At 36.7% G+C, this 24,901-nt stretch carries 20 protein-coding genes and 2 riboswitches; of the genes, 18 read left to right on the top strand and 2 right to left on the bottom strand.

Going from position 1 to position 24,901, the window contains the following annotated elements; genetic code table 11:
• Nucleotides 1-70: 70 nt before the first annotated feature.
• Complete coding sequence (gene metK, locus L1S34_RS10355) at nt 71-1,321, bottom strand: methionine adenosyltransferase (protein WP_236363965.1); 1,251 nt, start codon at nt 1,319-1,321, stop codon at nt 71-73.
• A 706-nt stretch (nt 1,322-2,027) separates the two neighbouring features.
• Between metK and L1S34_RS10350 the strand changes: the two genes are divergently transcribed.
• The 7 genes from L1S34_RS10350 (at nt 2,028) to L1S34_RS10320 (ending at nt 9,021) form a co-directional block, all read left to right on the top strand.
• Nucleotides 2,028-2,237 carry a hypothetical protein gene (locus tag L1S34_RS10350; protein WP_236363964.1) on the top strand — a complete coding sequence of 70 codons (210 nt, stop codon included), beginning with the start codon at nt 2,028-2,030 and terminating at the stop codon, nt 2,235-2,237.
• A 232-nt stretch (nt 2,238-2,469) separates the two neighbouring features.
• Nucleotides 2,470-2,577, top strand: a riboswitch (SAM riboswitch).
• A gap of 77 nt (nt 2,578-2,654) precedes the next feature.
• Nucleotides 2,655-3,617, top strand: coding sequence for an alpha/beta fold hydrolase (locus L1S34_RS10345; RefSeq protein ID WP_236363963.1), 963 nt, complete (start codon nt 2,655-2,657; stop codon nt 3,615-3,617).
• Nucleotides 3,618-3,636: 19 nt separating this feature from the next.
• A complete protein-coding gene (thrA, locus tag L1S34_RS10340) occupies nt 3,637-6,051 on the top strand; it encodes a bifunctional aspartate kinase/homoserine dehydrogenase I (RefSeq protein WP_236363962.1) in 2,415 nt (804 codons plus the stop codon).
• 58 nt (nt 6,052-6,109) lie between these two features.
• Nucleotides 6,110-6,730, top strand: a complete 621-nt coding sequence (locus L1S34_RS10335) for a DUF3592 domain-containing protein (RefSeq protein ID WP_236363961.1) — start codon at nt 6,110-6,112, stop codon at nt 6,728-6,730.
• A 73-nt stretch (nt 6,731-6,803) separates the two neighbouring features.
• Nucleotides 6,804-7,256: an OsmC family protein gene (locus tag L1S34_RS10330; protein WP_236363960.1), complete on the top strand. Its 453-nt coding sequence runs from the start codon at nt 6,804-6,806 to the stop codon at nt 7,254-7,256.
• An 80-nt stretch (nt 7,257-7,336) separates the two neighbouring features.
• Nucleotides 7,337-8,509, top strand: coding sequence for a trans-sulfuration enzyme family protein (locus L1S34_RS10325; RefSeq protein ID WP_236363959.1), 1,173 nt, complete (start codon nt 7,337-7,339; stop codon nt 8,507-8,509).
• A gap of 101 nt (nt 8,510-8,610) precedes the next feature.
• Nucleotides 8,611-9,021: an RrF2 family transcriptional regulator gene (locus L1S34_RS10320; RefSeq protein WP_210790824.1), complete on the top strand. Its 411-nt coding sequence runs from the start codon at nt 8,611-8,613 to the stop codon at nt 9,019-9,021.
• Nucleotides 9,022-9,186: 165 nt separating this feature from the next.
• Here L1S34_RS10320 and L1S34_RS10315 read toward each other — a convergent pair whose 3' ends face one another.
• Nucleotides 9,187-9,969: a sulfite exporter TauE/SafE family protein gene (locus tag L1S34_RS10315; protein WP_236363958.1), complete on the bottom strand. Its 783-nt coding sequence runs from the start codon at nt 9,967-9,969 to the stop codon at nt 9,187-9,189.
• Nucleotides 9,970-10,255: 286 nt separating this feature from the next.
• Here L1S34_RS10315 and L1S34_RS10310 point away from each other — a divergent pair, with 286 nt between their 5' ends.
• The 11 genes from L1S34_RS10310 (at nt 10,256) to metF (ending at nt 24,820) form a co-directional block, all read left to right on the top strand.
• Nucleotides 10,256-10,957, top strand: coding sequence for a phosphoadenylyl-sulfate reductase (locus L1S34_RS10310; protein ID WP_236363957.1), 702 nt, complete (start codon nt 10,256-10,258; stop codon nt 10,955-10,957).
• Nucleotides 10,958-11,067: 110 nt separating this feature from the next.
• The gene (cysD, locus tag L1S34_RS10305; protein ID WP_086453338.1) at nt 11,068-11,967 is read left to right on the top strand and encodes a sulfate adenylyltransferase subunit CysD; all 900 of its coding nucleotides are present in this window, start codon (nt 11,068-11,070) and stop codon (nt 11,965-11,967) included.
• 97 nt (nt 11,968-12,064) lie between these two features.
• Nucleotides 12,065-13,309, top strand: a complete 1,245-nt coding sequence (locus L1S34_RS10300) for a sulfate adenylyltransferase subunit 1 (protein ID WP_236363956.1) — start codon at nt 12,065-12,067, stop codon at nt 13,307-13,309.
• A 113-nt stretch (nt 13,310-13,422) separates the two neighbouring features.
• Nucleotides 13,423-15,513, top strand: coding sequence for a nitrite reductase (locus tag L1S34_RS10295; RefSeq protein ID WP_236363955.1), 2,091 nt, complete (start codon nt 13,423-13,425; stop codon nt 15,511-15,513).
• Entirely contained in the window at nt 15,506-16,279 is a 774-nt protein-coding gene (gene cobA, locus L1S34_RS10290) for a uroporphyrinogen-III C-methyltransferase (RefSeq protein WP_236363954.1), read from the top strand. The genes L1S34_RS10295 and cobA overlap by 8 nt, the downstream gene beginning before the upstream one ends.
• A gap of 2 nt (nt 16,280-16,281) precedes the next feature.
• Nucleotides 16,282-16,860: a precorrin-2 dehydrogenase/sirohydrochlorin ferrochelatase family protein gene (locus tag L1S34_RS10285; protein WP_166136126.1), complete on the top strand. Its 579-nt coding sequence runs from the start codon at nt 16,282-16,284 to the stop codon at nt 16,858-16,860.
• Nucleotides 16,861-17,090: 230 nt separating this feature from the next.
• A complete protein-coding gene (locus L1S34_RS10280) occupies nt 17,091-18,143 on the top strand; it encodes an NAD(P)/FAD-dependent oxidoreductase (protein WP_086452935.1) in 1,053 nt (350 codons plus the stop codon).
• 174 nt (nt 18,144-18,317) lie between these two features.
• A riboswitch (SAM riboswitch) is annotated at nt 18,318-18,430 on the top strand.
• Nucleotides 18,431-18,679: 249 nt separating this feature from the next.
• The gene (locus tag L1S34_RS10275; RefSeq protein WP_210790811.1) at nt 18,680-19,681 is read left to right on the top strand and encodes a homocysteine S-methyltransferase family protein; all 1,002 of its coding nucleotides are present in this window, start codon (nt 18,680-18,682) and stop codon (nt 19,679-19,681) included.
• Between the two features lie 55 nt (nt 19,682-19,736).
• Nucleotides 19,737-20,192 carry a hypothetical protein gene (locus L1S34_RS10270; protein ID WP_236363953.1) on the top strand — a complete coding sequence of 152 codons (456 nt, stop codon included), beginning with the start codon at nt 19,737-19,739 and terminating at the stop codon, nt 20,190-20,192.
• A 489-nt stretch (nt 20,193-20,681) separates the two neighbouring features.
• On the top strand, nt 20,682-23,783 hold the full coding sequence (locus L1S34_RS10265) for a vitamin B12 dependent-methionine synthase activation domain-containing protein (RefSeq protein ID WP_236363952.1): 3,102 nt from the start codon (nt 20,682-20,684) through the stop codon (nt 23,781-23,783).
• Between the two features lie 80 nt (nt 23,784-23,863).
• Nucleotides 23,864-24,820, top strand: coding sequence for a methylenetetrahydrofolate reductase [NAD(P)H] (gene metF / locus L1S34_RS10260; protein WP_236363951.1), 957 nt, complete (start codon nt 23,864-23,866; stop codon nt 24,818-24,820).
• The last annotated feature ends 81 nt before the right edge of the window (nt 24,821-24,901 follow it).

Genomic DNA, 24,901 nt, shown 5'->3' with positions numbered 1-24,901 from the left:
TTTAGCTTAAAAGCAAAGGGGATTTAGTTGTAGCTAAATCCCCTTTTTTTATATACTATGTTTTGATTTTTTACAATCCAAAAGCAGTTTTTACTTGATCAACAAAATCTAATTTTTCCCAAGTAAACAATTCTACTTCAACTGTTTTTGTTAATCCACCAGGAGCAGAGAAAGTCTTAGTTACGGTTTCAGGAGTACGTCCCATGTGTCCGTATGCAGCAGTCTCGCTGTAAATTGGGTTTCTTAATTTCAATCGTTGTTCGATGAAGTACGGACGCATATCAAAAATAGCTTCTACTTTTTTAGCGATTTCACCATTGGTCATATTCACTTTTGAAGTTCCATAAGTATCAATAAAAATACCCATTGGTTTAGCTACACCAATTGCGTATGATACTTGTACCAAAATCTCATCAGCAACACCCGCTGCAACTAAATTTTTAGCAATATGACGTGTTGCATAAGCAGCAGAACGGTCTACTTTACTTGGGTCTTTTCCAGAGAAAGCACCACCACCGTGAGCTCCTTTTCCTCCGTAAGTATCCACAATGATTTTTCTTCCTGTAAGTCCTGTATCTCCGTGAGGTCCTCCAATTACGAATTTCCCTGTTGGGTTAATGTGGTACTGAATAGCATCGTTAAATAAATGAGCATGCTCAGGATTTTTAGCAATGATTCTTGGGATCAATATCTCGATAATATCTTTTTTGATTTTAGCAAGCATAGCAGCTTCTTCATCAAAATCATCGTGTTGCGTAGAAATAACAATCGCATCAATACGAGTTGGTTTGTTATCGTCACTGTATTCTAAAGTTACTTGTGATTTAGCATCAGGACGCAAATAAGTAATTTCGTTATTCTCACGACGTAAAACAGCTAATTCTTGCAATAATTTATGAGACAAATCAAGTGCCAATGGCATGTAATTTTCAGTCTCGTTAGTTGCATATCCAAACATCATTCCTTGGTCACCAGCGCCTTGCTCTTCTTTGCTTGCTCTGTCAACACCTTGATTTATGTCAGCAGATTGTTCATGAATAGCCGAAAGAATACCGCATGAATTAGCTTCAAACATGTACTCACTTTTTGTGTAACCAATTTTTCGAATGACTTCGCGTGCAATATTTTGCACGTCTAAGTATGTATTTGATTTAACTTCTCCAGCCAAAATAACTTGACCAGTAGTTACTAAAGTTTCACAAGCTACTTTTGATTCAGCATCAAATGCTAGAAAGTTATCAATTAATGCGTCTGAAATTTGATCTGCAATTTTGTCTGGATGTCCTTCGCTCACAGATTCTGACGTAAATAAATAAGCCATAAGTTTTATTATTTTATAAAATTAAGCGAGAAAAAATAATTGCTGAAAAGGTCTAAAGGAGAGTTCCTGCTTTAGCATTTTTTTACTGAAAATTATTCAGTATTCACAATGAATTGTTTTCATTATGAAGAGGTTGCAATCAGTTCAAATTTTTCCTCTTGTATTTGGGTGCAAAGGTATGAAACCATTTTGAATTGCAAATTAAACTTAACTTTTTTTTGCTGATAAAAAATAGGCCCTTTTGATATGTTTTTTAAAACTATTTTGAATTAATTCCTTGATGCTCTTGTTTTTGTCAAAATTAAGTTGCATATTTGATTTTCAAATCAAAACAAAATGAAAATTTCAATCTGCTTTTCGCATAAAGTCGCACAGGAAAATTCCTGAGGGATGCTTATAGCATAATTTTAATTTAAAATTATATATGAAAGCTTCCTGAACAAGGAAGCTTTTTTTTTGATAAATTCGAACACCATACAAACAATACATGATTCAATACATTTTAAATAATTACAAAAAACAGTCAGTCCAAATTTCGATGCATTGCGTTGCAAAAGCCGCATTTGGTGCTCCCTGTTCGTGAATCCCAAGGATAATAATAAGTACAAACTACTTAAAACCCTTTTGGATTTGCATCTAAAAGGGTTTTTTGCTTTAAGAAATTTATGAACAGAAAAACAATAGTAACATTTTAACAACCAATAGTATGAAAACAAAAAGAAGTTTATCAGATCCGTTTCGTTTTTTACGAAAGTTCAATTTTCGAAACAAAAAAATCAAAGCAGTTGAAGCCGTAAATGTTTTAATTCACCCACGTTTTGAGTTTGCAACTAATGATGCAATTGCTCAAAAGTTAGTTCCAAATTCATTGCTTTTTTTAATGTATTCTCAGGAGAATGAAGAGTTATTTATTTAAGGCAATAGCTTTTCAGGTTAAAAATATTTGTAACCCAGTAATTAAAAAGGTTGTTTTGGCAAGGTAAAAAAATGGTTTTGTTCTATGTTACCTTGTCAGGACTTCCTATGTTTTTATGTCTGTACCAAAGTCACTTACTTTGCGAAACAGAAAAATCGATTGCGTATTTAAATTTGGTGGTTACCAAAATTAATCTTTAATTTGCACTCACAAAGTTCACAACAGTATTGAAATGTTATAAAGAAAGGCAGAGGGATTAGACCCGATGAAGCCTTAGCAACCCTTCGATTTATCGAAGAAGGTGCTGCATTCTACCACGCCCATCGTGGAAAGATAACACTAAGAATTTGTCTAGATAACACCTAGCTTTCTTTCTAATATTTCCAAACACAAGTCCTAATTATAACAGATTTGAAATTGGAAAATAAACCAACAACAATTACATTACACAATTTCACCACGGAGTCAGGTGCAATTTATAATGATCTAAACTTAAGTTATCAAGTTTTTGGGTTGCCATTACATACAGCTCCCATCGTTTTGGTCAATCATGCACTAACCGGAAATTCACAGGTTGTGGGCGATAACGGTTGGTGGAATGACCTAATTGGCGCCAATAAAACTATTGATACTACAAAATATACCGTACTTGCTTTTAACGTTCCCGGAAATGGATTTGATGGAGCTGTAATTGAAAATTATCTTGATTTTTCAGCAAGAGACATCGCAAGAATTTTTATTGAAGGCCTTCAGTTGCTCGAGGTTACAAAACTCTACGCGATTATCGGAGGTTCTGTAGGTGGCGGAATTGCTTGGGAAATGGTTGCATTAGAACCAATAATAACCCAAAAATTAATTCCTATTGCTACTGATTGGAAAGCGACAGACTGGCTTATTGCCAATTGTTTTTTGCAAGAACAAATTCTTAATAATTCATCTAAACCCATTCAGGATGCCCGTACGCATGCTATGTTGTGTTATAGAACTCCAGAATCATTTGCGTCAAAATTTCAGCGAACTACTAATGAGGAGTTAGCCATTTTTAATGTTGAAAGTTGGTTGTTGCATCACGGCGAAAAATTGCAACAGCGTTTTCAATTGGCATCCTATAAAATGATGAATCAACTATTGAAAACCATTGATGTCACTCGCAATCGGTCCTCGTTTGAAAATACAATCGAAGCTGTAACGGCAGAAATTCACATCATTGCCATCAATTCAGATTTGTTTTTTACAGCCAGTGAAAACAAAACTACTTTTGAGCAACTACAAAAAATAAATAAAAAAGTCAGTTATCAAGAAATAGTTTCCATCCACGGACACGATGCTTTTTTGATAGAATACAAACAATTACACAATTTGCTTCAAGATTTATTCTAAGCTACAAACACACAACACAATGAAAATATTAAAATTTGGAGGTAAATCGTTATCAAACGGTGACGGATTAAATAAAGTTATTGCCATAATAACAGAAAAAGTAAATCAAGGAGAAGAAATTGCGATTGTAGTTTCTGCACGAGGCAATGCAACGGATGAGTTGGAACAAATTTTAACTATTGCTTCTCAAAACGGAGATTACAAGCCACTTTTTGAAGATTTTAAAACCTACCAGCAAGATGTTTATGATGCTGTTGATTTGTCTGAAGAGTTTACTGTTTTAGAAAAATTGTTCGAAGGTGTAAGTCTGATTGGGGATTACAGCAAAAAAATCAAAGACCAAATTTTGTCTAAAGGCGAATTGCTTTCGGCAAAATTACTGACGGCGATCCTTCTGGAAAAAGGAATTCATGCTCGTTTTACCGATACGCGTGAATTGATAAAAACCGATGCTAAATTTGGTGATGCACAACCCTTAGAACAACTTTCGAAGAAAAATGTGGTTGCTTTTTTTAAGCAAAATACCGAAAATACAGTAAGTGTAATCACAGGTTTTATTGGTTCTACCACTAATAATGACACTACTACGTTAGGAAGAAACGGTAGTAATTACACTGCTTCGTTGATTGCGAATTATTTAAATGCCGACGAATTACAAAATTACACACACGTTGACGGTATTTATACTGCCAATCCTGATTTAGTTGTCGATGCTAAGAAAATTGATCACCTATCGTTTAATGAGGCGAATGAGATTGCTAATTTTGGAGCAACTATTTTGCACGCCAAAACCATCATTCCGTTATTAGAAAAAAACATTCCACTACGTATTTTAAATACTTTCAATCATGAAAATAAAGGAACTTTAATTACTTCCAATTCTAATAAGGAAGGAATTAAAACGCTTTCGGTTCTTGAAAATGTGGCTTTGGTCAACCTAGAAGGAAGAGGGTTGCTTGGTAAAACAGGTGTAGATGCTCGAATTTTTAGAGTAATGGGCGACAATAATATCAGTGTGAGCATAATTTCGCAGGGTTCATCAGAGCGCGGAATAGGTTTGGTTGTGGCTGCTGATAAAGCTACTACTGCCATGATTGAATTGGAAAAGGAATTCGAAAATGATTTCTATTCGAAAGATGTCAATAAAATAACCGTGGCTGATGATGTAGCTGTCATCTCTATTATTGGGCAGGATTTAAGCACGTTTCACAAACCTTACACGGCTTTAATCAAGAACAAAATTGTTCCAATTCTCTTCAATAATACAGTGACTGGTAAGAATGTGAGTTTGGTTGTTAAAAAATCACAATTACATAAAGCCTTGAATGTGATTCACGGAGAGATTTTTGGCGTAGCCAAGAAAATAAATATCGCTGTTTTTGGTCATGGTTTGGTGGGCGGTACCTTGATTAATCAAATTTTAGAATCGGCAGCAGCCATCGAAAAAAGAAAAGACATTAAGTTGAATGTATTTGCCATTGCCAATTCTAAAAATGTACTTTTGAATAAAAACGGCGTGACACCTAACTGGAAAAACGAAATTCAAACCAACGGATTCTCATATACTATTGATGATGTGATTGCCTACGCAAATGAGCATCATTTAGAGAATTTGATAGCGATCGATAACACGGCAAGTGCTGATTTTGTTACGAATTATATTTCGTTAGTAGAAAATAGTTTCGATTTGATTTCGTCAAACAAAGTGGCCAATACGTTAAGTTATAATTTTTATAAAAAATTGAGAAAAGTTCTATCAGAAAACCAAAAGACGTATCTTTATGAAACCAATGTTGGAGCAGGATTACCGTTGATTGATACTATTAAATTGTTGCACCTTTCTGGCGAAAATATCACAAAGATTAAAGGCGTTTTCTCGGGAACATTGAGTTATTTATTCAATAATTTTTCGGCTAAAGATGTACCGTTTAGCGAAATTTTAAAAGAAGCCATCGATAACGGATATACCGAGCCAGATCCAAGAGAGGATTTATGCGGAAATGATGTAGGGCGAAAATTGTTGATTTTGGCTAGAGAATTAGACTTGCAAAATGAGTTTGAAGAAATTGCGATTCAAAATTTAATTCCAGAACATTTGCGTAGTGGAGATGCGGGAGAGTTTTTGAATAAATTGACGGAGTTTGATCCTATTTATGCAAAAATAAAAGCCGATCAAAAGCCGAATCACGTGTTGCGTTACATTGGAGAATTATCTGGAGATTTGCAAAATGACAAAGGAAATCTCGAAGTAAAATTAGTTTCGGTGCCATCAGATACGGCATTGGGCGGATTGAAAGGTTCGGATTCTTTCTTCGAAATTTACACTGAATCGTATGGAGACCGACCAATTGTAATTCAAGGTGCTGGCGCAGGATCAGCAGTAACGGCAAGAGGTGTTTTTGGTGATATTTTAAGATTGTCTGATAAAGGTTAAGTTGATTGATTTTGAAAAATCACAAAAAAATATAAGGATTTAATTGTAAATCAGAATAATGAGAATTAAAGAGCTTGTAGTGAAAAATGGTTGGAAATCTTTGTTGATAATTCCATTTTTAGGCATTGGTCTCATTACTTTATTTTTTAGTTTAAAAAATATAATCAAAATCCAAGAAGCTAAAGATTGGACTCAAACAGCTGCAAATGTTGAGCAAGTTTATATTGATTCAACTAAAACTTCAAAAGGAACAGAATTATATGAACTTATTGTAAAGTATTCCTATGTATTTAATTCAAAAAAATATTTAGGTGGGAATTTAGCTTTTGGCTATAGTATGAATAATTTTGAAGATCATCAGGATTTATTTAGGAAACTACGAGAAAGTAAAACAATTATGGTTTACGTTAATCCTAATGATAAGAATGAGTCTGTTATAATACCTAATATAAATGGCTCTATAGTTTTTGTTCTGATATTTTCAATTTTATGGAATGCTACAATGATGGGTTCACTTTTAACATTACTATATGAAAATATTAAAAAATATATTCAAGTACTTCTGATTTTAATCTGGTTGGGAGGTATTTATTTATTATTGTCAGGCGCTACGAATATTGATATGGAAAGTAGTGTAGTTGTCCTGGAAAAAGGTAATTTACAAGCAATTGCAAAATAAGGAATGATAATAATTCTTCTGTTTTATTCCTTTTGTAAGAGGGGAGTTGAGGATAAGTAAAATTTATAATAAGATGAAAATAACATTAAACAGAGTAAACGACAATTTCCATTTCGAATTAAAAAACGAAAGAGGGCATCTGGTAAATGTAGACAGCCGTCCGGAATATGGTGGAAATGATATGGGCGCCAGTCCGATGGAATTAGTATTGATGGGAGTTGCGGGATGTAGCGCAATTGATATGATTTCAATTTTGAAAAAACAACGTCAAGAAATCACGTCTTTCAAAGCTGAGGTTGAAGGCGAAAGAGTTCAGGTAGGAGAAGCAAAACCATTTAAAAACATCCATGTGGTGTTTTATTTAGAAGGTGATATCAAGGAGGACAAAGCCGCAAAAGCTGCACAACTTTCATTTGAAAAATACTGTTCGGTTTCCAAAACATTAGAACCAACAGCAACCATACATTACAAGGTAGTTTTGAACGGAAGCCCCCTAACCCCCGAAGGGGGAACAAGTAACTTTTAGTTTTGAGATAAGTATTCAATTAATAACAAACAAATCGACCCCAACACAATTCCCCCTTTTGGGGGTTAGGGGGCTTATTTATGGAAAATGATAATTTTGGTTTCGAAACCCAAGCCATACGCAATCAGTTAGAAAGAACACAATATTTAGAACATTCGGTGCCTTTGTACCTCACGTCTAGTTTTGTATTTGAAGATGCCGAAGACATGCGTGCATCTTTCGCCGAAGAAAAAGACAGGAATATTTACAGCCGATACAGCAACCCAAACAACAACGAATTTATTAGCAAAGTATGCGCCATGGAAGGTGCCGCTGCTGGTTTTGCCTTTGCTTCAGGGATGGCTGCGGTTTATTCTACTATGGCTGCTCTATTAAGTTCAGGGGATCATATTGTTTCTTCGAGCAGTGTTTTTGGTGCCACGCATTCGTTGTTTATTAATTATTTTCCAAAATGGAACATTCAAACCTCGTATTTTGACATCAATCAACCCGAGACTATTGAAGGTTTAATTACGCCTGATACAAAAATTCTATTCGCAGAGTCACCAACCAATCCTGCGGTTGATATCATTGATTTGGAATTGCTTGGAAATATTGCCAAAAAGCATAATTTAATTTTAATAATTGATAATTGTTTCGCAACGCCTTATTTGCAACAACCAATTAAATGGGGAGCGCATTTAGTGGTGCATTCTGCTACTAAATTAATGGACGGTCAAGGTCGCGTTTTGGGCGGAATAACCGTTGGCGATGCCGACTTGATTCAGAAAATCTATTTGTTTTCCCGACTTACAGGACCTTCTTTATCGCCTTTTAATGCGTGGGTGTTATCAAAAAGTTTAGAAACCTTAGCCATTCGATTGGACAGACATTGCGAAAATGCCTTAAAAGTAGCGGAGTTTTTAGAGAATCATCCTCAGGTGAATAAAGTAAAATACCCGTTTTTGAAATCGCATCCTCAATATGAAATTGCACAAAAGCAGATGAAGCTGGGCGGCAATATTGTTGCTTTTGAAATAAAAGGAGGATTAGAAGCCGGAAGAGCCTTCTTGGATAAAATTAAATTGTGTTCGCTTTCGCCAAATTTAGGAGATACCAGAACTATTGTTACGCATCCAGCCTCAACGACGCATAGTAAATTATCTGTCGAAGAACGTTTGGCGGTAAGTATTACCGATGGATTAGTGCGTGTTTCTGTAGGTTTAGAAACCGTAACTGATGTAATTGCCGATTTGGAGCAGGCGCTTTCGTAACTGATAGATTTGGGATTAACGATTTTAGATTGTAGTTTTGGTTCAAACAAAGCAATGTTTCATACACGCTAATCTTTTTTATACAATTCTAAAACAGTAAAATGCTCTCAAAAAAAACAAAATACGGTATCAAAGCTTTGACCTTTTTGGCGCGCCGAGAAGACCAAACGCCTGTTGCGATTGCAGATATTGCACAATCTGAAAATATCTCGCTCAAATTTTTAGAGAGTATTTTATTGTTGTTACGCCATTCCGGTTTTCTGGGAGCCAAAAAAGGAAAAGGTGGCGGTTATTATTTGATTAAAGAACCGAAGGACATTAGCATGGCCAAAGTGTATCGTATTCTGGAAGGGCCAATTGCCTTATTGCCGTGTGCCAGTCATAATTTTTACGAGCCTTGTGACGATTGCACGGATGAAGCTACTTGCGCTGTTCGCAAATTAATGACCGAAGTGCGTGATAATACATTGATGATTTTAGAAAATAATTCACTGGCTGACATTGCTTTCTAACGGGGTAAAATTGGAATAAAAAGATTGATATTCGAAATTAATTCTTCTGTTGCAGTTTTTTCTTCTAAGTATAAAATAATTATTTAGTGAACAATAGCGGAAATAAGAAAATCCCTTTCAGGACCTTGAGGCTGAAAGGGATTTTTTTATGCAGTTGTATTGGATTTAGAAAATCAAATTATAGCCCACAAAAAATAACATAATTGCAATTGCATTTCGTAGTAATAAATCGGGAACTTTGCCACTCAAAAGACTTCCTATAAAAATACCTGGTAGCGATCCCATCAGTAATTGACCAAGTAATATTAGATCTAAATTACCCATAGAGGCGTGTCCTAAGCCCGCAACTAATGTTAAAGGCACAGCGTGTGCAATCTCTGTTCCAACTAATTTAGGTGTTGGTAGTAAAGGGAAGAGGAAAAACAGCGTTACAGTACCTAAAGCGCCTGCGCCAATTGAAGTTAGCGTTACAGTAAGGCCAAGTAAAACTCCAATAGCTACGGTAAGAGCATTTTGAGTTTTACTTTCACGATGAAATTTGTCACCTGAATATTTTTGAGCAATTACCATTAGTTTTTTCTTAAAAATGATGGCAACTGAAGTGAAAAGCAAAGCCCAACCCAAACTGCATTTGATTACGCTATTGATCGCTGAAATGTCAGTTTTAATGCTGTTTAAAATCCATAAGGTCAACAAGGCTGCAGGCACACTTCCTAAAGATAACCAAGCGGTAATACTCCAATCGATATTTTTTTTCTTGTGATGCACAAATATGCCGCCCATTTTGGTAAAGGCTGCATACAGTAAATCAGTACCAACAGCAGTGGTAGGTGGAATTCCAAACCAGAGTAAAATGGGAGTCATCAAAGAGCCACCACCCACACCGGTTAATCCTACTATAAATCCAACTATGAGACCGGCAATAACAAAACCTATTTGAAAATCCATTTATTTTAATTTTTTACAAAAGTAAAACTATTTTATAATAATCCTATAGATAAAGTAGAGTTTTAAATTTTGCCCAATAAATCATGATTTAACTTTTTAATTCTGAAGTGGTTTAAAATTATTTAATTATCCTGGGACTTACTTTTGAACGAAATCGCTATAGTAGAAAAATGAATAAGCCTTGCTTGTTTTTTTGGGTATAAAGTTTTGTAACTTCCAAATAAATAGTACTTTTGCAAAGTAATCTATTAAACCTATAGGGTAATAGATTTTTAAATAAAAATTCATGAGTACAACCATAGCAAAAGAACTGCTTGAAAAAACAAAAGACTGGAACATTGAAACTGTTTTTAGTTTTTTAGCCAAAGAGTATAAGGATAAAGTGGTTTTTTCGACCTCTTTTGGTCAAGAAGACCAAGTAATTACAGCAATGATTGCCAATAGTGGTGCTGAAATTCAAATTTTCACATTGGACACAGGTCGATTGTTTCAAGAAACGTATGATGTTTTTCATAAAACTCAAAAGAAATACAATCAAAATATTAAAGTATTTTTTCCCGAGGCAACAGCAGTAGAAAATTTACTGGAAACTAAAGGACCTAATAGTTTCTACGAATCAGTTGAGAATAGGAAAGAATGTTGCTCCATTCGTAAAGTAGTGCCTTTGCGGAAAGCTTTAAAAGGAAATTCGGTCTGGATTACAGGCTTAAGAGCAGAGCAATCCGAAAACAGAAATGATTTGGCACTATTTGAATACGATGCACATTTTGAAATTATCAAATTCAATCCACTCTTAAAATGGACTTTGAAAGAAGTAGAAGAGTATTTAGAAAAAAATAATGTACCACAAAATGCATTACACAAAAAAGGATTTGTAAGCATAGGTTGTGCACCTTGTACAAGAGCCATCACTCCAGATGAAGACATCAGAGCCGGACGATGGTGGTGGGAATCCAGTCATAAAGAATGCGGATTGCACCAAAAATAGAATAAAGAAAGTAGAATAAAGAGAATAGAAAAAAAAATAATAGTGGTAAGATTTTCGTCGAGGTCACAACAACCTTCAACTTTAAACTTTAAACTCTTAAACTAAAAATAATGAGTTCAGTATTAAAAACAAACGCTTTAGAAAGCGAAGCGATATACATTTTCAGAGAGGTAATTTCTCAGTTTGACAAACCGGTTTTGCTTTTTTCGGGCGGAAAAGATTCAATTACGTTAGTTCGCTTGGCTCAAAAAGCTTTTTTTCCAGCTAAGATTCCGTTCCCATTGTTGCACGTAGACACAGGTCATAATTTTCCGGAAACCATTGAGTTCAGAGATAAATTGGTTGCGGAACTAGGATTAGAACTAATCGTGCGCAATGTACAAGACGCTATTGACCAAGGAAAAGTGGTTGAAGAAACCGGAAAATATTCAAGTAGAAACAGCTTGCAAACCACAACACTTTTAGATGCTATCGAAGAATTTAAATTTGATGCGTGTATCGGTGGAGCGCGTCGTGACGAGGAAAAAGCCAGAGCTAAAGAACGTATTTTTTCGGTTCGTGATGATTTTGGTCAATGGGACGAAAAAAATCAGCGTCCGGAATTATTCGATTTGTTGAACGGAAAAATAGAGAACGGTCAAAACGTACGCGTTTTTCCAATTTCGAACTGGACCGAGCTAGATGTGTGGAGTTATATCGAACAAGAGCAAATTGAAATTCCATCGATTTATTTTTCGCACAAGCGTAAAGTATTCTTACGTGATGGAATGATTTGGTCTCACTCTCCATTTGTTTACCAAGAAGAAAACGAAGAAATCGTGGAACGTATTGTTCGTTTTAGAACGGTAGGTGACATGAGTTGTACCGCAGCAGTTGATTCTTACGCAGCAACAATCTCTGAAGTAGTGGGCGAAATTAGATCTTCAACAATTTCAGAAAGAGGCGCTAGAATTGACGACAAACGTTCGGAAGCAGCGATGGAAAAAAGAAAACAACAAGGATATTTTTAGAATACCAATTGAAAAATTTAAGGATTTGAAAATTAAAAGATTTAAGGTGTGTAGTTTTTAAAACTTGAAACTTTAAACCTAAAACAAAAATAGTAGAATGGAAGTTTTAAAGATAGCAACAGCAGGAAGTGTAGATGACGGTAAGAGTACCTTGATTGGGAGGTTATTGTATGATACGCAATCGTTGACAACAGATAAATTAGAAGCAATAGAAAAAAGCAGCAAGCAAAAAGGTTATGATTATTTGGATTTTTCTTTGGCTACGGACGGTTTAGTGGCCGAAAGAGAACAAGGAATTACCATTGATGTGGCGCATATATATTTTTCGACAGCCAAAAAAAGTTACATCATTGCTGATACTCCTGGTCACGTTGAGTATACGCGAAACATGGTTACAGGAGCTTCTACTTCGCAAGTATCGATCATTTTAATTGATGCTCGTAAAGGTGTAATTGAGCAAACCTACCGCCACTTTTTCATCAATAATTTATTGAGAGTAAAAGAAGTTATTGTTGCGATCAACAAAATGGATTTGGTGGATTATTCGGAAGAAGTTTTTAATAAAATCAAAGCGGATTTTGAAGCCTTAAATGCTAAAAGTACTTTCAAAGAACAAAACGTGAGTTACATTCCGTTAAGTGCTTTGACAGGTGACAATGTAGTAGAATCATTAGGAGGAATGCCTTGGTATCAAGGACAAACCATTCTGGAGCATCTGGAAGCTTTAGAACCAGCTGATGTGTACGAAAAAGGTAAAGCGCGGTTCCCTGTTCAAACCGTTATCCGACCAAAAACAGAAGAATACCACGATTTTAGAGGCTATGCCGGAAAACTGTATGGGAATAATATCAAAGTGGGTGATGCGGTAACGGTGCTGCCTTCTTTAACAGAATCAGTGGTGACAAATATTCACTTTTTTGACAAGCAATTTGAGGAAGCAACTGTGGGCTCTTCAATCACCATCGAATTAGAAAATGATATCAACGTAACTAGAGGCGATATGATTGTAAAATCATCTGAATTGCCAAAAGTAGAGAAAGACATCAACACCACCGTATGCTGGATGGACAGTAAAAAGTTAGTTCCTGGTGCTAAATATTTTGTACAACACAATACTAACAGAGTTTTGGCTAAGATTGACAGTGTGAAAAATGTGATTGCAACTGACTTCTCAGGAACAACAGAAGCCTCTCAACTTGCCATCAACGAAATTGGCGAAGTGAATATTAAGTTAAGCAAAGCCATTTATTTTGATGCGTACAACGATAATAAATCAAACGGAGCTTTCATCTTAATTGATGCTACAACCAACACAACAGCAGGAGTAGGATTTATAAAATAGGCCCCCTAACCCCCAAAGGGGGAATTAGTGGGAATAATGATAAAATAAAACAAATTATTAACTAAATAATATACTCGGCTACCTCCCTTTTGGGGAGGGCTGGGGTGGGGCTTATGGAAAGTTTTAGAACCGAAATTGAAGATCCGATTGTTCAAAAAGACATAATCGATTTAGAAAGAAAAATTGCTTTATTCCGTGATGGAAAAATTGACGACGAGCGTTTTCGTAGTCTGCGATTAGCACGTGGTGTTTACGGGCAGCGTCAAGAAGGCGTGCAAATGATTCGTATCAAATTGCCTTTTGGTAAAGTAACTAGCGAGCAACTCGTGCGCATCACAAAAGTTTCTGATGAGTATTCAACAGGGCGTTTGCACATTACAACGCGTCAAGATATCCAAATTCATTACGTGAGTTTAGATCGAACACCGCAACTTTGGGCTGAGTTAGAAAAAGACGATGTTACCCTAAGAGAAGCTTGTGGAAACACAGTTCGAAATATTACCGCAAGCGAAACAGCAGGAATTGATCCAGAGGAACCTTTTGATGTGTCTCCGTATGCGCATGCGATGTTTCAGTTTTTCTTGAGAAATCCGGTTTGCCAAGAAATGGGACGCAAATTCAAAATGTCGTTCTCATCATCAGATAAAGATACGGGTTTGAGTTATTTACACGATTTGGGTTTTATTCCAAAAATTGTAGACGGTATAAAAGGTTTCAAAGTAATGTTAGGTGGAGGATTAGGTTCGCAACCGAGTCATGCTGAATTGCTTACAGAGTTTATTCCGGCTAATCAAATCATTCCTACTACAGAAGGGATTTTAAGAATTTTTGACCGCTACGGCGAAAGAGCCAAACGTTTAAAAGCACGTTTGAAATTTTTGTTGAAAGAAATAGGGAAAGACGAATTTTTACGATTGGTAGACGAAGAGAAAAAAGCCTTGTCTCACCAAACTGTTGAAATTGACACCACTGCTTTTGAAGGAGCTATTGCAGCGCCATTATTAGAAGTTCCAAAAGTCGAAATTGAAGATACAGCAGCTTTTGAAGCGTGGAAAAAATCAAATGTAATTCCGCAAAAACAAGCGGGTTATGTGGCCATCGGAATCAAAGTACAATTAGGCGATTTTTATACTGATAAAGCTAGAGCATTAGCGCATTTGATCAAAAATTATGCAGCAAACGAATTGCGTTTTACGTTGCGTCAAGATATTTTAATTCGTCACGTAAAAGAGGAAAACCTTCCTTTCTTTTACCAAGAACTAGCCAAATTAGATTTTGTAACCACAGGCTACAACACGATTGCTGATATTACAGCTTGTCCGGGTACGGATACGTGTAACTTAGGAATTGCGAGCAGTACCGGAATTGCGGTAGAGTTAGAACGTGTTTTAACTACTGAATATCCGCAGTACAGCAACAACCGTGAAATTACTATTAAAATTAGTGGTTGTATGAACGCTTGCGGGCAACACAATATGGCCGAAATTGGATTTCAAGGAATGTCAATCAATGCTGGTAAATTAGTAGCTCCAGCCTTGCAAGTTTTGTTAGGCGGTGGAAATTTAGGAAATGGAAACGGAAGATTCTCTGATAAAGTAATCAAAATTCCGAGCCGAAGAGGACCAGATGCTTTGCGTTTGATTTTAAATGATTTCGAAGCCAATGCAAACGGACAATCCTTCTTGAATTATTATGACGCTCAAGGCGAAAAATATTTCTACGAATTTTTGAAACCGTTAGCCGATGTAACCAATCTTACCGAAGCTGATTTTGTTGACTGGGGAAATGCAGATAATTATGTAAAAGCAGTTGGGGTAGGAGAATGTGCGGGAGTTGTAATTGACTTGGTAGCTACTTTATTATTTGAAGCGAAAGAAAAATTGACTTTTGCTCAAGAAGCTTATGAAGATGCAAAATGGTCTGATGCTATTTATTTGGCGTACGCCGGATTTGTCAACGGAGCCAAAGCATTATTACTGGCTGAAAACCAAAAAACAAACCACCAAGCGGGAATAATCGATTTGTTTGATACCGTTTTTGTGGCTACAAATACAATTCAATTGCAATCTTCTTTACGAGAATTGGTATATCAAATCAATCAAAATGAACCTTCTGCTGAATTTGCTAAAAAGTACATTCAAGATGCCATTGTGTTTTTTGATGCCATCGAAGCGTATAGAAATAAAGACTTAGCTGATGCTTAAAAAGAAACAACCCATCGTAACACTAGTTGGTGCGGGTCCTGGTGATCCCGATTTACTAACGATCAAAGGTGCCAAAGCATTAGCAGAAGCGGATGTGGTATTGTACGACGCCTTGGCCAACGAGGAGATTTTGACGTATGCTCCCAAAAAATCCATTAAGATTTTTGTAGGCAAACGCAAAGGCTGTCATGAATATTCGCAAGACCAAATCAACCAATTGATTGTAGATAATGCCTTAACGTACGGACATGTAGTTCGCTTAAAAGGAGGCGATCCATTTATTTTTGGCCGTGGAAGTGAAGAAATTGACTTTATAGAAAGTTTTGGCATATCTACATCGGTGGTGCCTGGAATTTCATCCTCGATTGCTGTTCCGGCTTATCAAGGGATTTCATTGACCAAAAGAGGCGTTTCTGAAAGTTTTTGGGTAATTACGGGCACAACTTCTGATCGAAAATTGTCAAATGATGTGGCTTTGGCTGCACAATCATCAGCAACAGTAGTTGTTTTAATGGGAATGAGCAAACTCACTCAGATTATCGATTTGTTCCAAAAAGAATCTAAAGGTGAAACACCGGTTGCTATTATTCAAAACGGAACCACTCCTCAAGAGAAAATTGGGGTTGGAACCATCAACACCATTGAGCAAGTGGTGGCGCAACAACAATTAAGTTCACCTGCCATTATCGTCATTGGCGAGGTGGTTAAAGAAAGCAATAAATTAAAAGGCTTTTACGAAGAATTCATAGCCAAAGAATTGAAATAACAGTGGAAAGAAACGAATTATATCCAATTTTTTTAAAATTACACAACCTCAATGTGCTCATTGTGGGCGGCGGAAATGTGGGTTTAGAAAAACTATCGTTTCTGTTGAAATCCAGTCCCAATGCCAATGTTGAGGTAGTAGCACCTTGGTTTTTGCCGGAGTTAGAAACCTTGGCGGCAAGTCACCCAACAGTGAAGTTGACTTATAAAAAATTCAATCGCTGGATGCTCCGTAAACGCCACATGGTGATTGCTTGCACCGATGATTTGAAAGTCAACAAGAGGATTTATGATTTGTCCCGAAAAAGATATTTGATTTGCAACATTGCTGATACGCCGCCTTTATGTGATTATTATTTGGGCGGAATTGTAACCAAAGGAAATGTGAAAATTGCCATTTCAACCAACGGAAAATCACCCACTACAGCCAAACGACTGCGAGAGTTTTTTGAAGAAATTATTCCAGACGATATTAATAAAATGGTCGAAAACTTGAATGAATATCGCAAAACACTGAAAGGGAATTTTGAGGAAAAAGTTCAAAAAATGAATGAAATCACAGAGACGCTCAAAGCAAAGTAAACACAAAACACAATCTTAAGTTCATAGAAAAAAGCTAAGATGTAATAGTTCTTAATAATCAGTTTCTGTTTTTTTAACTAAACAGAATAGTGATATTTGTACTCAATTCAAAATAAAAGTATTGAGCTCCTGAGTTCAATACGATAACATAGATAAACACAATTAACAATTTCCATTACAGCCTACAATTACAATTGGAAGCAAAACAAAGGATACTAAATTAAATCAAAATGATTAAAACAGACATACTCATTATTGGCGCAGGGCCAACAGGTTTATTTGCAGTTTTTGAAGCAGGTTTATTAAAATTAAAATGCCATATATTAGATGCTTTGCCACAAGCGGGAGGGCAGTTATCAGAGTTATATCCTAAAAAACCTATTTATGATATTCCTGGATTTCCAGAAGTATTGGCTGGCGATTTAGTAGATAATTTAATGGAGCAAATCAAGCAGTTCGAACCAGGGTTTACCTTGGGTGAACGTGCAGAAACCATCGAAAAACAAGAAGACGGAACATTTATTGTGACTTCAAACAAAGGCAAAAAATTCCATGCGCCAGTTATTGCTATTGCTGGTGGATTGGGTAGTTTTGAACCAAGAAAGCCATTGATCGAGGACATCGAATTTTACGAAGATAAAGGAATTAAATACTTCATCAAAAATCCAGAAAAATTCCGTGACAAGCGCGTAGTTATCGCTGGAGGTGGCGATTCGGCTTTAGATTGGAGTATCTTTTTGTCAAATGTAGCTTCAGAAGTGACTTTGATTCACCGTCGCAACGAGTTTCGTGGTGCTTTAGACTCTGTAGAAAAAGTACAAGAGCTTAAGTCTTCAGGTAAAATAAAAATGATTACGCCAGGTGAAGTAGTGGGTTTAAAAGGAGCTGAGCATCTTGAGGCAGTTGTAGTCGAGGAAAACGGCGCACAGCGCACCATCGAAACCGATTACTTTATTCCGCTTTTTGGTCTTACGCCAAAGTTAGGTCCTATCGGCGACTGGGGATTAGAAATCGAAAAGAACGCCATCAAAGTAAACAACGCCTTAGATTACCAAACTAATATTCCTGGAATTTTCGCTATTGGTGACGTAAATACCTATCCAGGAAAATTAAAATTAATCTTGTGCGGATTCCACGAAGCCACATTAATGTGTCAAGCGGCCTACCAAATCATTAATCCAGGAAAGCGTTATGTGTTAAAATACACTACCGTTTCTGGTGTAGATGGTTTTGACGGAACTCGTAAAGAAGCTCCAAAAGCGGTTGTAAAAGCAATCGTGTAAATAAAGTTGCAGCGTCACAAAGGTTCTGAATTGCTAAGGTTGGTTAAAATCTTAGCAATTCAGAACCTTTTTTTATTTTAAAGTTTTGCAACAAACTAAGCTACAATCTTTAAAAAAAATACTTGCAATTGTTAGCGCTATGTCGTTCCTTTGCACTGTTCCTATATTTATTGAAAGTTATCACGAAAGGCGGAGGGAAAAGACCCAATGAAACCTTAGCAACCCTTTATTTTTAAAGAAGGTGCTACATTCTACTTTATACAACCAGTATCAAAGATAGATAACACAAGAATACTTCTACAGTATTTCTCAAACCTTTTCTTGACAACTTATCGAATTTTTTAGAGCAGATTAATGGCGCTTTTCAGTCATAATCGTTCCTGCTGTACGCTATATCTTTTTATTCGCCCAAAAAAGGCGAATAAAAAGGATGCCGCTGCCATCAGGGCTATATAGAAAAATTGGGAACTTTTGGAAACACTAATCAAAAGTAAAAATCACAATTTTAAATTGTGATTTACAAGAAATACAAAGTTATGTCAAGCATTCACGAAGCCATTAAAAAAAACATCCTCATCCTTGATGGAGCTATGGGAACCATGTTGCAACGTTATAATTTCTCCGAAGAAGATTTTAGAGGAGAACGTTTCAAGGATTTTCCACATCCATTAAAAGGAAACAACGATTTATTGTCGCTCACGCAGCCACAAGCTATAAAAGACGTGCACGCCGCTTATTTTGAAGCCGGAGCTGATATTGTTGAAACCAATACCTTCTCTGGAACCACGATCGGCATGGCTGATTACTATCTTGAAGAATATGTGTATGAATTGAACTATGAGTCGGCAAAAATAGCCCGCGAAGTAGCCGATGAATTTACCGCTAAAAATCCAGACAAACCTCGTTTTGTTGCGGGTTCCATTGGACCTACGAATAGAACAGCAAGCATGTCACCAGATGTAAACGATCCAGGTTATAGAGCCGTAACTTTTGATGATTTACGCATCGCGTACAAGCAACAAGTAGAAGCGCTTATGGATGGTGGTTGCGATTTACTTTTGGTAGAAACTATTTTTGATACCTTAAATGCCAAAGCAGCGCTTTTTGCCATTGAAGAAGTAAAAGACGAACGCAATCTTGATATTCCAATCATGGTTTCAGGAACGATTACCGATGCGTCTGGAAGAACTCTTTCGGGACAAACGGTTGAGGCTTTCTTAATTTCTGTGTCGCACATACCGTTGTTGAGCGTAGGATTCAATTGCGCCCTTGGTGCCGATTTGCTCAAGCCGTATTTACAAACTTTGTCGCAAAACACATCGTTCAACGTATCGGCGCATCCTAATGCAGGATTACCGAATGCTTTTGGAGAATACGACGAAACCCCAGAACAGATGCAAGCTTTTATCAAAGAATATTTAGACGATAATTTAGTAAATATTATAGGTGGTTGTTGCGGAACAACACCAGCACACATCAAATTAATTGCAGATATAGCCAAGGAATACAAACCGAGGGTTTCGACTGCGGTGATGTAAATTGAAAATATATGTTGCAAATAGTAAATTGTGTCAATTTAAGAGTTTAGAAACTATGTTGAAATCTAAAATAATTGTATTTCTTTTTATTTTACTTAATTTTTGTTCTTGTGATAAATTAGATACACGGGATATATTTGTTAAAAACAGTTCTGATAGAGTAATATTTAGCATATTATCTTATAACGATAGTATGAATAGTGGTGGGTTTTATTATGAGTTTAGAGATGATTTTGACGAATCAAAAAGAGGTAAATATGATATGCCTTTTGTTTTTAATGAAATTAAAAAAGGACAAAAGGATTATAATGGAGATAGACCTAGATATTGGGATACTTATTTTGATAGTTTAGACGATAAAAAAGCAAGATTATTCATTGTACATAAAGACAGCGTGGATAAATATGGTTGGAAGACAATATTTAAGAAAAATATTTACAATAAAAAATATTTTATAACTCTAGAAAAGTTAGATAGCCTGAATTGGCAGATTGAATATAAAGGAATTTAGTTAATATGAGATAGCGCGGATTTGTAATTCGTGCCCGTAAAGAGAGTAAGTCTAGTTTTGTCATTCCGACGTAGGAGGAATCCCCAGCTGGCGCGAGCGTCCCGCTCGTGCACTTAATATAGACAGGAAAAGGTTTTTAAGAAAAAAGAATAAGTACAAGCGTGACGCTCTCGCAAACAGCAGAGCAACTTGTTTAGATTCTTCGTTCCTCAGAATGACAAAATTGAAGAATAAAGAAACGGAAGAATCAACAAAAAAGAAGTGTGTTGCAAGCACAATGCCCGCGTGAGGGATAGCAGTGGCATCCTTTTGTGAAGCGATAGCGAAGCAAAAGATAGAACGAATAGCCCGACCCGACTTTTTTTTGGAGGGACACGCCCAAAAAAGAATTGAAATAAAATGGTAAGGTTTTGAAAACTTTGCATCAAATAATATCATAAAAACAACTCAGAACCTATGCTACTTAGGATCTTAGTAACTTAAATTAAAATGGCAGAAAAAAGAAGAAACCTAGTATTGTCAGGATTAGAACCCTTAATCATTACGCCGGAAAGTGTATTTGTGAATGTAGGGGAACGAACCAATGTGACGGGTTCGCGAAAATTTCTTCGATTGATTAAGGAAGAAAAATACGATGAGGCGCTTGATATTGCGCGCCAGCAAGTAGAAGGTGGCGCACAGATTATCGATATTAACATGGATGAGGGAATGCTCGATGGCGCCTATGCGATGACAAAATTCCTGAATTTGATAGCGGCTGAGCCGGATATTTCGCGCGTGCCGATTATGATTGACAGCTCGAAATGGGAAATCATTGAGGCGGGTTTGAAAGTCGTACAAGGGAAATGTGTTGTAAATTCGATTTCGTTGAAAGAAGGCGAAGAAGCTTTTATTCATCATGCTAAATTGATAAAGCGTTACGGAGCGGCGGTAATTGTGATGGCTTTTGACGAAGTGGGTCAGGCCGATAATTACGAAAGACGTATCGAAATTTGCCAGCGTTCGTATGATATTTTGGTGGGAATTGGATTTCCGCCACAAGACATCATTTTCGATTTGAATATTTTCCCAGTAGCAACAGGTATGGAAGAGCACCGCTTGAATGCCTTGGATTTCTTTAGAGGAACCAAGTGGGTTCGCGAAAATTTACCACATGCACACATCAGTGGTGGTGTTAGTAACGTTTCGTTTTCATTTAGAGGGAACGACACGGTTCGGGAAGCGATGCACTCGGTTTTCTTGTACCACGCCATTCAAAACGGAATGACGATGGGGATTGTAAACCCAGAAATGTTGTCGATATATGATGAGATTCCGAAAGATTTATTAGAACATGTGGAAGATGTGATTCTGGACAGACGCGACGATGCGACAGAACGTTTGCTCGATTTTGCTGAGAATGTAAAAGGAGATGCTACAAAAACCAATGAAGCAGTAGTTCAAGAATGGCGAAATGGAACCGTTCAAGAAAGAATTACACACTCGTTAGTTAAGGGAATTGATGCGTTTATCGAAATAGATGTAGAGGAAGCGCGTTTGGCTGCCACAAAACCAATTGAAGTAATTGAAATCAACTTAATGGCGGGAATGAATGTCGTAGGTGATTTGTTTGGTTCGGGTAAAATGTTTTTGCCACAAGTGGTAAAGTCGGCACGTGTAATGAAAAAAGCAGTGGCTTATCTTTTGCCTTTCATCGAAGCGGCAAAGCAAGTTGGGGATAAATCTGGTAACGGAAAAATCTTGATGGCTACCGTAAAAGGTGATGTTCATGATATTGGAAAAAATATAGTTTCGGTGGTATTGGCTTGTAACAATTACGAGATTGTCGATTTGGGTGTAATGGTGCCTCCAGAAAAAATTATTGCAGCAGCTATTGAGCACGAAGTAGATATTATTGGATTGAGCGGATTGATCACGCCATCTTTGGACGAAATGGTGTATCTCGCTAAGGAATTGGATAAAAGAGGACTGAAAATTCCAGTAATGATTGGTGGTGCAACAACTTCGCGCGCGCATACAGCCGTGAAAATTGCACCACAATACAATTCGACTGTCATTCACGTGAATGATGCCTCGAGAGCGGTAACGGTTGCAGGAAATTTATTGGATCACAACCGAAAAATATATGCTAGTGATATTCGAGCAGAATACGATGCGTTTAGAGAAACGTTTTTGAATCGCTCCCGCGACAAGAATTTCTTGACCATTGAGCAAGCCCGTAAAAATAAATTACAATTGGATTGGGATAATTTCACGCCGGTGAAACCTAAAGTTATTGGCAAACAAATCATAGAAGTTGATTTAGAAACTTTGGTACCTTATATCGATTGGACGCCATTTTTTAGAACTTGGGAATTGTTTGGAAAATACCCAGCCATTTTAACTGATGAGGTAGTGGGCGAACAAGCGACTTCGGTTTTTGCAGATGCACAAGCCATGCTAAAAGTAATTTTAGAGGAGAAAAAGTTAACAGCGAAAGGCGTTTACGGAATTTTTCCGGCGAATCAAATCAACGATGATGATATTGAGTTATATGAAGCCCCCCCCGCCCCCGAAGGGGGAGCACCTCTCGAAACAGCAAAACAAACTTGGGAAACAGCAAATCCTATTATGTATGATGTTTTAAAAGAACGCGCTAAAGAGATGAGAAACAAACCAACAGAAGCTGAGAAAATGCTATGGAATTTTTTATCTAATAGAGGAGTAGAAGGGTATAAATTTAGAAGGCAACATGTAATAGGGGAATATATAGTTGATTTTGTGTGTTTGGAAAAAAAGCTAGTTATTGAAGTAGATGGATCTATTCATAATCATCCCGAACAAATTGAACTTGACAAAGAGAGAACTATTTGGCTAGAATCTAAGGGTTTTAAAGTTGTTAGATACACTAATAAAGAGGTGTTGAATAATTTACATGAAACAATTGAAAAAATTACCAAGGAGTTGTCTACAAAGGAGATAGTTCCCCCTTTGGGGGTTAGGGGGCTCTTTTTGACTTTGCGCCAACAATCTCAAAAAACCAAAGGAGCGCCAAACATCGCTTTGTCTGATTTTATTGCTCCAAAAGAAAGTGGGAAGGTAGATTATATGGGAGCATTTTGCGTGACTACTGGTTTTGGAGTTGACGAATGGGCGGCTGAATTCGAAAAGGATTTAGATGATTATAATTCGATTATGGTGAAAGCGCTTGCTGATCGTTTCGCAGAAGCTTTTGCTGAATATTTGCACGAGAAAGTTCGTAAAGAATTTTGGGGATATGCCGCTGATGAGAATTTATCTACCGAAGATATGATTGATGAGGTGTACAAAGGGATTCGACCAGCGCCAGGATATCCAGCTTGTCCGGATCATTTAGAGAAACCAACAATTTGGAAATTATTAAATGTTGCAGAAGAAATTGGAGTAACCTTAACCGAAAGTATGGCTATGTGGCCGGCTTCATCAGTATCGGGTTACTACTTTGGCAATCCAGAAAGTAAGTATTTTGGACTCGGAAAAATTAAAGAAGATCAAGTAATTGACTACGCCAAAAGAAGAAATGTTTCGACCGATGTAGCCATGAAATGGTTGAATCCGAATATAGCAGACTAATTTAGTCATAAAGTCAAAAGTCATAAAGTCTAAAACAGACTTGGCTTTCGACTTTTGACTTTCAAACTTTAAGACTTAATATGAAAGTAACACAACATATAGAAAAAGCCAAAGGAGAAACTTTGTTTTCATTTGAAATTATTCCGCCTCAAAAAGGGAAAAGTATTCAAGAATTATATGATAACATTGACCCTTTGATGGAGTTCAAACCGCCATTTATTGATGTGACTACCTCACGCGAGGAGTTTATTTATGTTGATAAAGGCAATGGTTTGTTGGATAAAAAACTAACCAGAATGCGACCAGGAACCCTTGGAATTTGCGCTTCGATAACACACAAATACAACGTAGATACGGTGCCTCATGTATTGTGCGGTGGTTTTACCAAAGAAGAAACAGAATATTTATTGGTTGATTGTCATTATCTAGGCATCAATAATGTAATGGCGTTGCGTGGTGATGCGATGAAGGACGAACAATCCTTTGTGCCAAAAGCGGGTGGTAATCATTTTGCGATTGATTTGGTTAAGCAAATCAAATTGTTGAATGAAGGCAAATATTTACATGACGTCATTCATGCTGATAATAAGGCTGATTTTTGTATTGGAGTGGCAGGATATCCTGAAAAACATTTGGAATCTCCATCGTTACTGTCCGATTTGAAAAGGTTAAAAGAAAAAGTGGACGCAGGTGCTGATTATGTGGTGACACAAATGTTTTTTGACAATGCAAAATATTTTGAATTTGTTGCCAAAGCCAGAGAAATGGGAATCACAGTGCCTATTATTCCTGGTATCAAGCCATTGGCGGTGCAAAGACATTTGCAAATTTTACCGCAAATTTTCCGAATTGATTTGCCAGAAGATTTAATTGATGCAGTAGACAAATGCAAAACAAATGCAGATGTAAAACAAGTGGGAATTGAATGGGCTATTCAGCAATCCCGCGAATTAAAGGCAGCTGGAGTTCCTGTTTTACATTATTATTCGATGGGTAAATCAGAAAATATCCGTCAAATTGCGAGTCAACTTTTTTAGTAATTTATCTTTTATATTTCAAAAGCTTCCAGTTCGCCTTGGAGAACTGGAAGCTTTTTTTATAATTTGTGTTTTATTCGA

The sequence above is a fragment of the Flavobacterium sp. K77 genome (assembly GCF_021608205.1).
Classification (GTDB): domain Bacteria; phylum Bacteroidota; class Bacteroidia; order Flavobacteriales; family Flavobacteriaceae; genus Flavobacterium; species Flavobacterium turcicum.
The sequence above is the reverse complement of the archived record's forward strand: the minus strand, read 5'-3'. Positions and strand labels throughout refer to the sequence as shown.

What these genes read in the sequence shown, in the direction of transcription:
- metK (WP_236363965.1), bottom strand. Translation starts at nt 1,321, where the DNA reads ATGGCTTATTTATTTACGTCAGAATCTGTGAGCGAAGGACATCCAGAC.
- L1S34_RS10350 (WP_236363964.1), top strand. Translation starts at nt 2,028, where the DNA reads ATGAAAACAAAAAGAAGTTTATCAGATCCGTTTCGTTTTTTACGAAAG.
- thrA (WP_236363962.1), top strand. Translation starts at nt 3,637, where the DNA reads ATGAAAATATTAAAATTTGGAGGTAAATCGTTATCAAACGGTGACGGA.
- L1S34_RS10335 (WP_236363961.1), top strand. Translation starts at nt 6,110, where the DNA reads ATGAGAATTAAAGAGCTTGTAGTGAAAAATGGTTGGAAATCTTTGTTG.
- L1S34_RS10330 (WP_236363960.1), top strand. Translation starts at nt 6,804, where the DNA reads ATGAAAATAACATTAAACAGAGTAAACGACAATTTCCATTTCGAATTA.
- L1S34_RS10325 (WP_236363959.1), top strand. Translation starts at nt 7,337, where the DNA reads ATGGAAAATGATAATTTTGGTTTCGAAACCCAAGCCATACGCAATCAG.
- L1S34_RS10320 (WP_210790824.1), top strand. Translation starts at nt 8,611, where the DNA reads ATGCTCTCAAAAAAAACAAAATACGGTATCAAAGCTTTGACCTTTTTG.
- L1S34_RS10315 (WP_236363958.1), bottom strand. Translation starts at nt 9,969, where the DNA reads ATGGATTTTCAAATAGGTTTTGTTATTGCCGGTCTCATAGTTGGATTT.
- L1S34_RS10310 (WP_236363957.1), top strand. Translation starts at nt 10,256, where the DNA reads ATGAGTACAACCATAGCAAAAGAACTGCTTGAAAAAACAAAAGACTGG.
- cysD (WP_086453338.1), top strand. Translation starts at nt 11,068, where the DNA reads ATGAGTTCAGTATTAAAAACAAACGCTTTAGAAAGCGAAGCGATATAC.
- L1S34_RS10300 (WP_236363956.1), top strand. Translation starts at nt 12,065, where the DNA reads ATGGAAGTTTTAAAGATAGCAACAGCAGGAAGTGTAGATGACGGTAAG.
- L1S34_RS10295 (WP_236363955.1), top strand. Translation starts at nt 13,423, where the DNA reads ATGGAAAGTTTTAGAACCGAAATTGAAGATCCGATTGTTCAAAAAGAC.
- cobA (WP_236363954.1), top strand. Translation starts at nt 15,506, where the DNA reads ATGCTTAAAAAGAAACAACCCATCGTAACACTAGTTGGTGCGGGTCCT.
- L1S34_RS10280 (WP_086452935.1), top strand. Translation starts at nt 17,091, where the DNA reads ATGATTAAAACAGACATACTCATTATTGGCGCAGGGCCAACAGGTTTA.
- L1S34_RS10275 (WP_210790811.1), top strand. Translation starts at nt 18,680, where the DNA reads ATGTCAAGCATTCACGAAGCCATTAAAAAAAACATCCTCATCCTTGAT.
- L1S34_RS10270 (WP_236363953.1), top strand. Translation starts at nt 19,737, where the DNA reads ATGTTGAAATCTAAAATAATTGTATTTCTTTTTATTTTACTTAATTTT.
- L1S34_RS10265 (WP_236363952.1), top strand. Translation starts at nt 20,682, where the DNA reads ATGGCAGAAAAAAGAAGAAACCTAGTATTGTCAGGATTAGAACCCTTA.
- metF (WP_236363951.1), top strand. Translation starts at nt 23,864, where the DNA reads ATGAAAGTAACACAACATATAGAAAAAGCCAAAGGAGAAACTTTGTTT.